The sequence below is a fragment of the Mucilaginibacter sp. OK098 genome (assembly GCF_900142915.1).
In the GTDB taxonomy this organism is placed as follows: Bacteria; Bacteroidota; Bacteroidia; order Sphingobacteriales; family Sphingobacteriaceae; genus Mucilaginibacter.
Genome location: NZ_FRCM01000003.1, coordinates 502,663 through 514,589 on the forward strand (window position 1 = coordinate 502,663; position 11,927 = coordinate 514,589).

At 40.9% G+C, this 11,927-nt stretch carries 9 protein-coding genes; 6 read left to right on the forward strand and 3 right to left on the reverse strand.

Translation table 11 applies throughout. The features are described 5' to 3' along the window. Nucleotides 1–9: 9 nt before the first annotated feature. The 4 genes from BUE31_RS12365 (at nucleotide 10) to BUE31_RS12380 (ending at nucleotide 4,465) form a co-directional block, all read left to right on the forward strand. On the forward strand, nucleotides 10–1,176 hold the full coding sequence (locus tag BUE31_RS12365; protein WP_073404304.1) for a mandelate racemase/muconate lactonizing enzyme family protein: 1,167 nt from the start codon (nucleotides 10–12) through the stop codon (nucleotides 1,174–1,176). A gap of 14 nt (nucleotides 1,177–1,190) precedes the next feature. Then, entirely contained in the window at nucleotides 1,191–1,964 is a 774-nt protein-coding gene (locus tag BUE31_RS12370; protein ID WP_073403823.1) for an SDR family NAD(P)-dependent oxidoreductase, read from the forward strand. A 34-nt stretch (nucleotides 1,965–1,998) separates the two neighbouring features. Beyond that, the gene (locus BUE31_RS12375) at nucleotides 1,999–2,892 is read left to right on the forward strand and encodes an SMP-30/gluconolactonase/LRE family protein (protein WP_073403825.1); all 894 of its coding nucleotides are present in this window, start codon (nucleotides 1,999–2,001) and stop codon (nucleotides 2,890–2,892) included. Between the two features lie 316 nt (nucleotides 2,893–3,208). Further along, the gene (locus BUE31_RS12380; RefSeq protein WP_073403827.1) at nucleotides 3,209–4,465 is read left to right on the forward strand and encodes a hypothetical protein; all 1,257 of its coding nucleotides are present in this window, start codon (nucleotides 3,209–3,211) and stop codon (nucleotides 4,463–4,465) included. Nucleotides 4,466–4,764: 299 nt separating this feature from the next. On the opposite strand, the gene BUE31_RS12385 is transcribed toward BUE31_RS12380, so the two are convergent. From BUE31_RS12385 to BUE31_RS12395, 3 genes are all read right to left on the reverse strand, one after another. Next, nucleotides 4,765–5,565, reverse strand: coding sequence for a patatin-like phospholipase family protein (locus BUE31_RS12385; RefSeq protein ID WP_073403829.1), 801 nt, complete (start codon nucleotides 5,563–5,565; stop codon nucleotides 4,765–4,767). 462 nt (nucleotides 5,566–6,027) lie between these two features. Next, a complete protein-coding gene (locus tag BUE31_RS12390) occupies nucleotides 6,028–7,347 on the reverse strand; it encodes an SGNH/GDSL hydrolase family protein (protein ID WP_073403831.1) in 1,320 nt (439 codons plus the stop codon). A 19-nt stretch (nucleotides 7,348–7,366) separates the two neighbouring features. After that, nucleotides 7,367–8,590: an OmpP1/FadL family transporter gene (locus BUE31_RS12395; RefSeq protein WP_073403833.1), complete on the reverse strand. Its 1,224-nt coding sequence runs from the start codon at nucleotides 8,588–8,590 to the stop codon at nucleotides 7,367–7,369. 235 nt (nucleotides 8,591–8,825) lie between these two features. On the opposite strand from BUE31_RS12395, the gene BUE31_RS12400 reads away from it, so the two are divergent. After that, a complete protein-coding gene (locus BUE31_RS12400) occupies nucleotides 8,826–9,713 on the forward strand; it encodes a helix-turn-helix domain-containing protein (RefSeq protein ID WP_073403835.1) in 888 nt (295 codons plus the stop codon). A gap of 357 nt (nucleotides 9,714–10,070) precedes the next feature. After that, the gene (locus BUE31_RS12405; protein WP_073403837.1) at nucleotides 10,071–11,867 is read left to right on the forward strand and encodes an acyl-CoA dehydrogenase family protein; all 1,797 of its coding nucleotides are present in this window, start codon (nucleotides 10,071–10,073) and stop codon (nucleotides 11,865–11,867) included. Nucleotides 11,868–11,927 lie beyond the last annotated feature (60 nt).

Below are 11,927 nucleotides of genomic sequence, written 5' to 3' on the forward strand. Positions count from 1 at the left end.
TTGGAAAACATGAAAATTACGGATGTAAAAGTATGGTTGGTTGAAGGCGTTAAGTATAACTGGACACTATTAAAAATATATACTGATACCGGGCATACAGGGGTTGGTGAAGCTACCAACTGGCCCGGCAGCCCCATAGTTTATAATGCTGCAAAACATGTTGGTGAACGCATTATCGGGCTTGACCCCATGAAAACGGACTTTATCTGGACAAAACTCTATCGCGATCTTAACTGGATAGGGCCTTTTGGAGCCAGTATGTGTGCCATCAGCGGCATTGATATGGCATTACTTGATCTGAAGGGAAAAGTACTGGGCACGCCTTGTTATGAATTGCTGGGAGGTGCATTCCGAAAAGACATTCTGTTGTATGCCAACTATTGGTTCACAGGTGGCGGCCATAACGCAGATGATTATGCTGCACAGGCAAAAAAAGTAAAAGAAGCAGGTTTTACAGGGTTAAAGTTTGATCCTTTCGCTCATACTAATTATCTGTATGGTGATGATCTTTCAAGTAATCTTAGCCTTACCGCAGGGCAGCAGGATCTAGCCTTTAATGTAAGTAAAGCTGTCCGGGATGCGGTTGGCCCCGATTTTGATATTATGATTGAAACCCATGCCATGCTTAATTATCGGGTAGCAGTAAAAATGGCTCAGCGTTTATCAGCGTTAGATATCACTTGGTATGAAGAACCGGCGGGCCCTGAAAGTGCAGATACCTTGCGGGCCATGCGCGAACGAATCCCTTCCAATGTATCTATTTGCGTTGGCGAGCGTCATTATACCAGGTATGGTATTCGCCCGGTATTGGAAAAAAACATTTGCGATATCATGATGCCTGATATTACCCGTTGCGGCGGCCCTTCTGAAATGAAACGAATGGCCACCATGATGGAAGCGTATAATGTTTTACTGGCGCCGCATAATCCAAACGGCCCATTGTCGACCTTGGCATCTGCTCATGTATGCGCATCGGTACCAAATTTCTTCCGGCAGGAATTTATGTTTAATGATGTACCATGGAGAGATACTGTTATTACCCACCCTATTAAAGATATGGTCAACAATGGTCACCTGCAACTAAGTGATCGCCCTGGTTTAGGTGTTGATCTGGTGGAAGAAGAAATGGAAAAGCATCCGGGGATCTTAATTCCACGGCCTGGCTTTTATGTATAATAAAAAGATATAGTATGTTTCAGATTGATCTTACAGGAAAAACAGTATTGATAACCGGTGTTTCATCAGGTATCGGAGCCGATATTGCAAAAATGTTTGCAAAAGCCGGCGCAAATGTTTCTGGTTGTGATTTATCTGAAGAGAGTGCCGGATTTATAGATAGTATTGAACAAAATGGCGCCAGTGCATTATATACCAAATGCGATGTTACTAAAGCAACAGAGTTAAAACACTTTATAGATAATAGCGCAGTAAAATTTGGCAGCATTGATATCCTGGTATCAAATGCCGGCCAGAATTTCTTCCAGGGAGCTGAAGAATGTGATGAAGACCATTGGGCCCAAAATATTGATCTGAATCTTGCTTCGCACTGGCAGCTTGCAAAATTATGCAAGCCATACCTGGAAAATAATAACGGCGTGATCATAATTATGACATCAAATCATGCTTATCAAACCATTCCCGGATGCTTTCCTTACAATGTGTCCAAAACGGCATTAACCGGATTGGTAAAAAGCCTTGCCATAGAATGGGGGCCAGCCATCCGGACGGTTGGCTTAGCTCCTGGTTTTATTGACACGCCGGGTAATCAGCAGTGGTTTGATTCAAAACCTGATCCCGCAAAAGAACGAAAAAAAACAATTGATCTTCATCCGGTCAAAAGGATAGGAACTGCAGAAGAAGTAGGTGCGTGGTGTGTGTTTTTGGCAAGCGATTATGCAGCTTTTGCATCCGGAACCACCTATCTGTTAGACGGGGGGAGAAGTGCGCTGATGCAGGATAGTTGATTAATTTGGCTTTACAATTAATCACATACACTTTATGAAAACCTGGAACGCAAAACTGCTTTATAAAACCGAACTACTGTTAGGAGAGGCTCCTCACTGGCATCCGGAATGGAAAAAGTTTTTGTTTATAGATATTGAAGGCATGAAAGTTGGCTGTATTGACCCTGTTACTAAAATAGTTGAAGAAAGGGTTTTTGATAAAAAGATTGGGACAGTTGTTCCATCTGCCGATGATAAGCTGATTATTGCATTTAAAGACACCATTGAAGAATTTGACTTTTATACGGGAGAGTTAAAGGAGATGACAGGGATAGAAAAAGACAAGCCTGGCAACCGTTGCAATGAAGGTAAATGTGATTTTGCCGGCCGTTTATGGGTAGGAACCATGAATATGGAAGAAAAATTAAAACAGGGGGCCTTATATTGTTTTGATGGTTCTTTACAAAAGAAGTTAGATGGGATCAGTATCTCAAATGGGATTTGCTGGTCGAAGGATAATCGTACGATGTACTATATTGATTCATTTGATTATAATATTAAAGCTTATGATTTTGACCTAACAACAGGCAACATTTCCAACGAACGGGTTGTTGCGGAAGTAAGTGAAATTGGATATACCCCCGATGGGATGGCAATAGATGAGGAAGGTATGTTATGGGTGGCTATGTGGGGTGGTGGCTGCATTCACCGGTACGATCCGGCTAATGGCCGCCTGATCGGCAAAGTGGAAGTGCCGGCGCCTAATGTTACTGCATGTACATTCGGCGGAGAGGATAGTAAACAATTATTTATCACCACTGCCCGGACTGGGTTGAATGCAGATCAGTTGCAACAATATCCCTTGAGTGGTTCGTTGTTTTATGTAAACATAAATATAAAAGGAGCCGCAATGAACAGGTTTCGTTTAAAAGGAAATTCTTGCTCATGATTTATAAAATTTTCCAGGCTCATCATTCGTAAGCGGTATAAGTTCGCCTATTCGATATATACATTTTAGGCATCAAATAATCGCTTTAAATCCCTAATAAAAAATCCGGGTCACTTCCCATAAGGGTTACCAAACTGCTTTGCGAAAGAATGGAGCTTTCTGTTCCTATTTATTGGTTTATCGATGCGTGATAATATCAATATAGACCGGCTTAAATTTTTATTATCAGACCATTTTAATACTTCCGAGTAAAATAAACTTTCACAACTCAAAAAAATAGTACATTCAGGCACAAATAATTTATAAACCTTATTGCATGAAGAATTTTTATCTATTTCTATTAGCAGTTTTTATACTGCCATTATTTTCATTTGGCCAGAGCAATTATAAGCCCGGCTACGTGGTTACTTTAAAGGGTGACACCGTAGGGGGATTTATTGACTACAGAGAATGGAATTCAAATCCCACCTCTATCAATTTTAAAACGACTGTTACCGATACGAAAACTCACAAATATACGCCGACAGAAATTAATTTCTTTACTATTAACGGAATGGAGGCCTATGTACGCTATTCGGGACCCATTACTATGGACGCTACTGATATAAATCATTTATCCACCAGCAGGGACACCAGTTTTCGCCAGGTAATTGTTTTTTTTAAGATATTACAAAAAGGTAACAACCTGGCCTTATATTCTTACACGGACGATATAAAATCGCGTTTTTTTGTTGGTGAAGCTCCTGGTTATATTCCTCAAGAGTTAGTGTACCGGAGATACAGGGATGGTTCAACAATTAATGAAAATACTTATATGAAGCAGTTGTTTGCACTTGCCAATAAATACCAGGCACTAAATCCATCTCTCCAATTGGATATTGAACGCATGGGATATAATGGAGCTGCTATCCTTGATATTGTAAGTAAGATAAATCATATTTCTGCGGCCGATGAAAAAAGGGATAATAATAAGGCTTCTGCATTTAATTTATTTGCAGGGGTTGCGTTAAATATTACTAATTTTAGTGCTGCCGCAGGAAGTCCATTTTACAATGCGGGTGGCAGGTCAAATAGCTCTTATCTTGCTGCTGCATCTTTTGGCATTAACATATTTGCAAACCCTAATACCCGGCGGTTACAGTTCAGGATTGAAGCAGGCATAGCCGAAAGCCGGTTCAAATCATTGTATACAAGTAAAGTTTATCCTTATATTCCATTCAGGGCGTCCTTTGATGCGCAAACATTTAGTATTACGCCGCAAATAATATATAACTTTTATAATGGAGATAAATTTAAGGTTTATGGCGGTTTAGGTATTTCGTTTAATTATTTTACATATTCAAATTCATACCTGGGATCACAAAGCCAGCCTAATTCGGCCTCGGATGTCGAAGCCAATGAGCCTTATCTCTTTAACTCCAGTGATGATTCAATTGTGATTAAAGCCGGGGTGCAGCTTGGAAAGCATTTCGGTATATTTTCGCAATATTTGTCCAGTATAAATATTAATAAGAATGCTTATTGGCAATTGTCCTTTACTTCCGAACAAGCTGGCATTAACTACTATTTTTAAATAGGCGCTGGACATTAATTGAAAGAATTATACGCAATTGGTAGTTTTGCCCGGTCATCATGGTGTATTTATGGGAACAGCAGAGTCTAATGCTGTTAAAGGCAGCAAGTTGCCTGAAGTAGCCACCGCCTTGGTTGTAGGCTTTTTAAATGAGTAACCCTGTTTGCTTTTCATTCAAAGTCAGGACAACACATAAAACAACCGGGGGTTCCTTGTTTATGCCAAACCTTAATTATTTAACACTTTATATTGTTAAATAATTAAGGTTTGGCGTTATCATCATATCTCTTTTTTGCTTGTTATGCCGCCACTATCTCTTTCAGCACTTCATTCCCTTTCATAGCTTTTAAACCCTCTTCATAACCAATCATATAAATTTCATCGGCAGCATCGGTGTCAAATATACCGTAGCCACCCAGGCCATGTGGCTCAATAACTATATCGCATAAATTTTTATGGGTATTGAGGCTTGCATTAATAGCTATCATAGCGGCCCTGTCAACCAGGCCCCCAAAAGATTTAATTTCCGTAACCACCGGTAAATGGTTACATGACGAGCCAATTATCAGGTCGCAATTGCCCACCAATGGTTCAACCGGGAAATTATTGAGGATCCCACCATCCACGTACATATGGTTGTTAATAATAATGGGCCTAAAAATACCCGGTAAACAGCACGATGCCAAAATTGCCATGTCAAGTTCGCCATCGGTAAAATAAACCAGCTTCCCTTCACCCAGATCAACAGACGCGATAGTAATATGCGTTTTGAGTTTTTGAAAAGAATTATGCGGGATATATTTATTAATTAAAAAACGGGCCTTTAATATAGAAACCAAACCAGCGCTACCAATTGCAGGGCGCAACAATTTAATCAGCCTGGTATCTTTAATGAGCTGTAAGATTTCTTTAGGCGAATATCCTTCAGCAAAAAAAGCTGCGGCAATTGCTCCCGCACTTGTGCCTGATATATGTGAAAATTTAATGCCGTGATCGGTCAGCGCCTGCATTACACCTAAATGAGCCACTCCTCTTATGCCGCCTCCTGATAGCGCTAACCCTATCTTTTTAGACTTATTTTGATCGGTACCTGTATCCATTTAATATTCTTTGTGTCATTATCAGCCATTATCATACCAATTATTAAATTTATCTGAAGATGAATATTCGCATGTTATTTTACTTCAAATAAGGTTAAAAAATCTGCCATATCCAGTTTTACCTGTTTTAATCTCTTTTACCGGAGGGTATTATTCACTTCACAATATAGAAAAATAGCAGCGCTTTAATTTATTATTTATTCCAAACTATCTGCGTCAATATAAACATGAGAACATGGGGACTTCTAACCTATATAGAAACAGGTATTATTATTCAACAAAGTGGAACAGTTAAATAACACGCAGCCTTGTGTAGCGGAACGGGTCAATGAGCGGACTTCCAAAAAAAATCAGCTAGTGAAAAAAGGGGGCTTATTGGGAAGGTTTTGAGCTTTAAAAGCAGTCTAATACAGTGGCGGTTTGCACTCTTTAAACATTGCAAACCGCCGCTGAGAATAAACTTTATGGGAATTTAACCCCGTTATAATCAGATACATTGGCCAAAGGTATGGAAGAACCATACTTTGCATTAATAGCCTTTATAAATTCATTAGCCACTATAGCGTATCCGCGTGGCGTAAGGTGTATGCCATCTAATGAAAATAAGCCGCCGCTAATATAATTTAAATTTAAACTTACCCCATTCACTATTAAACCATTCTGCTTAACATTGTTCAGAAAGGCATAGGAATCAAACACAGCCAAACCTTTTGCTGCCGCGATAGATTTAATGGTCTCGTTATATGATTGTATGTAGTTTTGTGTAAGGGCAACCTCGTTCGCATCAAGCACATACTGATTATCAATAGGCGTATACGGCGTTAAACCGTAAGGAAGCGTGCCATAAGGCGTAGTAACCGGCTGACCGATCTTGCTGGTTGGGAAAGTTAATACGATCAAATCTTTAGCAGTAGCAGGCCTTGGGGCATAAGTGCCGCCTGATACAAGCGCGTTAATAAAAATTGCCTGTACCTGCGGGTTTGCCTTTTGCACAGCACCTAAAACTGCGCCAACTGTTATCGTATTAAAATAAGGGCCAAAGGTTACGTCAGGTATAGTACCCACAACACCTTTTTGCCCCGAAGCGGTCATTTTGCTGATCAGCAGGCTATAAAGCTGGGCAAATGTGTTCTTATCTGTCAGTACATCGCCCGCGCCGCCTGATGTGGCATAGCCCAAAGCATCATTATTCCCTAACCAATTGGAGAAAAAAGTAAATGGCTTTGCAGTCACAAAATCAAGATAAGTAGTGCTGTTAGTAGGTGCGCTACCTGTTAATAGCCGCTCATAAAACCCGTTCAGGTTTCCGTAAGGAGCATAAACTATGTGTAATAACTTTATTCCGGGCACGCCGTAGTTGTTGATATCACCGGTATATTTTGTGTATAAGGTTACATTACCAAATCCGGGGACAGGAAGAATTCCCCTGATAGCCAGGTTAGAGGTAACCGGTGTGGTAATAGGCGTTCCATCGGCATTAAATCCGGTAAGTGATAAATATCCCGATCCGTTTGCCTGGTCGGTACTGAACAATGGCTGGGTAAAAGAGCCGCCACCCACTGATTCCATTTGTTTGGCAATAATGCTTGGATAGGATACCAGCTGCCCGGCGCGATATAAGCCACCATCGGCATAACCGGCGGTTAATGAATTACCGATGGATATGTATCTTGAAAAATCAGCTGAACCTTTGGATGGTTTAGGTGTATTAATCTCGGGCTTGCAGGCACTAAGTAAAAGTAACCCTGCAATAATATAAATATGTTGTTTAAACGTTTTCATGTATTAATTTCTTTTAGGGTTACCAGTGATAAGCAAGTGAGATACCGGGTATGTATACATTGGATTTAAAGGCACCCGCTAACTGCGATTCGATATTGGTTTGTGTACGCTTTAATACGCGCTCAAACTCAAAACCGAGATCAATATCGAGATGTTTGGCCATGGTATAGCCTAAACCTACAGTACCATATACCCTGTTAGCATCAGGCGCTTCGGGTGTTACATAGCCGTCCCGTACAGCCGTGCCTACGTACCCGCCGCCAAAACGTAATGCCAGGTTATCCGAGGCTTTATATTGCGCGCCTCCGCGTACATTAAGCGCGTCCTGGTAGTTTCGCGGAGAATGGGTATCCTGTAATGCCGGTGTATTTGAAGCATAATCAAACGATAATGTTTTGTAAACACTCCAGCTAACCACGTTAACATCAAGGGCCAGTATCCATTTGCTGGAAGGATAAAATCCAAAACCAATAGCATTAGTAGCCGGCAATGGTATACTTGCGTAAAAAGTATTGGGTTGTGGGAAACTGCTTTTTAGGGATGCAGGCACATTAAAAATGGCATTGCCATCAGGAATGGTTGTGTTTACCTCTGAGCGGTGGGTGATGCCTACAGTAACGCCAAATTCCGTTTTGAAATAAATACCGGCATTCCATCCATAACCTTTACCGCTTCCTTTTAGTTCGGCCTGGCCTACTTTCTCATTTCCGTCAACTAACGGAATGGCCCTGGTAAGGTCCACACTACCATGATTGTATACAAAGCCTCCGCCTATGCTCACAAAGTCGGCCAGCTTAATACTTAAAGTAGGCTGAAAATAAATGGCTTTCAGGTTAAGGCTTTCCAGCACATATTTACCCTGCCAGTTATTGCCCCAGTCGGTTAAACCGCCGAAAGGCGTATAAACACCCATACCTAATTTCCAGAAGGATGATTTAGGGCCCCATACTGCATAAAATGAAAATGGAGTTGCAATTTTATTGGCAGTTTGATTTTGTACTGATGTTCCTGACGGATTAAAGTCAGATTTGAAGAGCAAAGGGCTGAATGCCCCCTGTACATAGTTTTGCGGCAGCATAGCTACGGCGCCGGGATTAAAAAATACAGAGGCGCCGTCCTGTAATATCCCTGTTCCGGTATGGCCCATACCTATTTGCTTCTGTCCTTCCACATTTACCTGGAATCCCTGAGCAAAGGCTAGCACTGGTACCAACGCGAGCGCCAAAAGTAAAAGTTTTCTCATAAAAATAATAATTGGTTCATAATAGGTAATTGTAGATGAATTACAACCAGCAGCTATCAGGGATAAAATTAGTTTGGATTGAAAAGAAAAAAAGGGCTATAATGCGGAGATTTTAGTCAAAAAGTCGGATAAAGTTTAATTTTAATACCAAATGCTAAAAACATATAGAAAAGCATGCTGTTTTTAGGTTGAGTTTTTAAATAAGTTCAGCTATTAAATTGTATATTGAAAATGTATGAGTAAAAAAATCGGACAATTAAGCTTATCTAAATTTGCAGACCTTTATGCAGACAACCTGGCAAGTGCTGACTTTTTTGTAGTTGATGAAAAACAATTATTAAGTTTGAGCGAATACCCCTATCGCTCAGACGGTTACATTATAGGAATCTGCACCCGGGGAGCAGCACAGGTGGAGGTAAACCTGCAGATTTACGAAGCCCGGCCCGACGCTATGCTTTTGGCAACACCGTTTCACGTTTTAAGGATCTATAACAGCAGTGCTGATTTTTTATGCCGGTTTATTGTTTTTAGTAAGGCCTTTTTAATAGAGAATAGTGTCAACAGCCACTTCCTTGAATCGTTCAGCTACTTTAAAAGCGCATCCATCCCCGTAATTTACCCGGATAGCAAGGATGCCAGGATGATATTGGAAATTTATTTGTTGATACAACAAAAACTTGAGCGTGGCGGGCATCCATACCATGTTGAAATATCAAGGAGCATTTTAATAACGCTGCTTTATGAAGTACAGGCAATTTACGAAAAGCAGCATACCATAATAAAGGGCAAACAAACCCGGAAACAAGAACTGAATGTGCTTTTCCAGGAATTTGTTTTTCATCGCTATAAAGAGCATCGTAATGTGCAATACTATGCCGACGCGCTTTATGTATCTCCGAAACATTTAACAGAAACTATTAAGGAAGTAACCGGCCGAACGGCCGGAGAGTGGATAGACGATGCTGTAATACTTGAGGCTAAAGTATTATTAAGAAACCATGAGATAAGCATTGCCAGGGTAGCCGACGACATCCACTTTCCCGATCAATCTTCATTCGGTAAATATTTTAAAAAGCATACCGGCATGTCTCCGTCAGATTACAGGGAAGTATCTGCTTATTAACATTGCACGGTTAAATATGATCGACATTTAACCAAACACAACACCTTTATTATTAAGCCGAATATAATATATATCAACCACTGTGTTTTGTGCCGCAGTTGATCTTATATCCCTCTTTCCGACTTTTTGACTAAAATCTCCGCATTGCAGACCTTTCTTTGATTTAATAACGCTTCTAATTTTACTCCTGATTATAAAACTAAAATTTATCGCTAAACCGTATATGGTTTTACGCGATAAGTAATAGATACGCACAATACGCTATCGCAACCCTTTTCAGGCAATCACTAATAGATTGCTTGCGATGATTAAATAACTGTGAAATTAAATTAAAGATCAAAACATTAATTATTTGTTATGAATGCTACTGAATCTATAAAAGCTATAAAGGGAGGCGAGTTCCTGATCAGGGAAACTGCTGCTGATAGTATTTTTATTCCGGAAGAATGGAATGAAGAACAGCTAATGATTGCTGAAACCTGTACTAATTTTATTGCACAGCAGATAGCTCCAAATCTGCAACGCATTGATGACCAGGAAGCGGGCTTAATGCCGCATTTAATGGAAGAAGCCGGCGAACTCGGCTTATTGAGCATATCCATACCGGAAGAATATGGCGGCTTTGGAAAAGATTTTAAAACATCAATGCTGGTAACTGAAAAACTGGGAGCCGGCCATTCATTTTCCGTTGCGTTTTCGGCCCATACAGGGATAGGTACGCTGCCTATATTATATTATGGTAACGAGGCACAAAAACAAAAATATATTCCAAAACTGGCCAGTGGTGAATGGAAAGGGGCTTATTGCCTTACTGAACCCGGCGCTGGTTCTGATGCCAATTCGGGCAAAGCAAAGGCAAAACTATCAGCGGATGGGAAGTATTATCTCATCACCGGTCAAAAAATGTGGATCACCAATGCGGGTTTCGCCGACATATTTACCGTTTTCGCCAAAATTGATGATGATGAAAACCTGAGCGCTTTTATTGTTGAAAAAGATTTTGAAGGCCTTTCTTTAAATACAGAGGAACACAAAATGGGCATTAAAGGAAGCTCAACCCGGCAGGTGTTCTTTAATGATTGTAAGGTACCTGTTGAAAACCTGCTTTCTGAACGCCAGAATGGATTTAAGATAGCAGTGAACATATTAAACATTGGCCGCATAAAATTAGGCGGGGGCACTGTTGGGGCCAGTAAGGAGGTTATTACATTAGCCGTACGTTATGCCAATGAACGTGAGCAATTTGGGCGACCTATTGCAAAATACGGGGCTATCCGGTATAAACTTGCAGAACAGGCCATTCGTACTTACGCCTCTGAGTCGGCAATTTACCGGGCCTGCCAGAATATGGAAGAAGCAACCGAAATGTTAATGGCATTAGGCCTTGATGAAACAAAAGCCAAATTGAAAGGAACAGAGCAGTTTGCCATTGAAGCGGCAATTCTAAAAGTTCACGCTTCAGAAGTTTTGGATTATGTGGTTGACGAGGGTGTTCAGATCTACGGCGGCATGGGATATAGTGCAGAAGCGCCTATGGACAGGTCTTATCGCGATTCAAGGATCAACCGGATCTTTGAAGGCACCAATGAAATTAATCGAATGTTAACGGTTGACATGATGCTTAAGCGCGCCATGAAAGGCGAACTCGACCTAATGGGCCCTGCTCAAAAAGTTGCAGGCGAGCTGGTAAGCATCCCCGACTTTGGAGCGGCTGAAGCCGAAGGCTTGTTTACAAAAGAGAAAAAATATATTGCCAATTTTAAAAAGGCCATATTAATGGTAGCAGGCGCGGCTGTTCAAAAGTTAATGACGCAGTTAGGGAAAGAACAGGAAGTGTTGATGAATATGGCTGATATGCTGATTGAGCTGTACGTGAGCGAATCGTTACAATTACGGGTAGAGAAACTGGTTGCTTTAAGAGGCGAAGAAGCTTGCAAAGAACAACTGGATATTATGCGGGTGTACATTAATGATGCTGCCGAGCGCATAGCCAGGTCAGGTAAAGAAGCACTGAACTCATTTGCCGAGGGGGATGAAAGAAGAATGATGATAATGGGCCTTAAACGGTTCACCAAAACCGAAGATATAAATACTACACAGGCACGAAGAAATGTTGCCGCTAAGCTGATAGCCGAAAACAAATACTGTTTTTAATTTACTCACCACAGTCTCCCTATAAAAGAGAGTGTGGTGATCCATCCGCCAATTGGCGGA

Coding starts and splice junctions, on each gene's coding strand:
- BUE31_RS12375 (WP_073403825.1), top strand. CDS start 1,999: ATGAAAACCTGGAACGCAAAACTGCTTTATAAAACCGAACTACTGTTA.
- BUE31_RS12365 (WP_073404304.1), top strand. CDS start 10: ATGAAAATTACGGATGTAAAAGTATGGTTGGTTGAAGGCGTTAAGTAT.
- BUE31_RS12380 (WP_073403827.1), top strand. CDS start 3,209: ATGAAGAATTTTTATCTATTTCTATTAGCAGTTTTTATACTGCCATTA.
- BUE31_RS12370 (WP_073403823.1), top strand. CDS start 1,191: ATGTTTCAGATTGATCTTACAGGAAAAACAGTATTGATAACCGGTGTT.
- BUE31_RS12405 (WP_073403837.1), top strand. CDS start 10,071: ATGAATGCTACTGAATCTATAAAAGCTATAAAGGGAGGCGAGTTCCTG.
- BUE31_RS12395 (WP_073403833.1), bottom strand. CDS start 8,590: ATGAGAAAACTTTTACTTTTGGCGCTCGCGTTGGTACCAGTGCTAGCC.
- BUE31_RS12385 (WP_073403829.1), bottom strand. CDS start 5,565: ATGGATACAGGTACCGATCAAAATAAGTCTAAAAAGATAGGGTTAGCG.
- BUE31_RS12400 (WP_073403835.1), top strand. CDS start 8,826: ATGAGTAAAAAAATCGGACAATTAAGCTTATCTAAATTTGCAGACCTT.
- BUE31_RS12390 (WP_073403831.1), bottom strand. CDS start 7,347: ATGAAAACGTTTAAACAACATATTTATATTATTGCAGGGTTACTTTTA.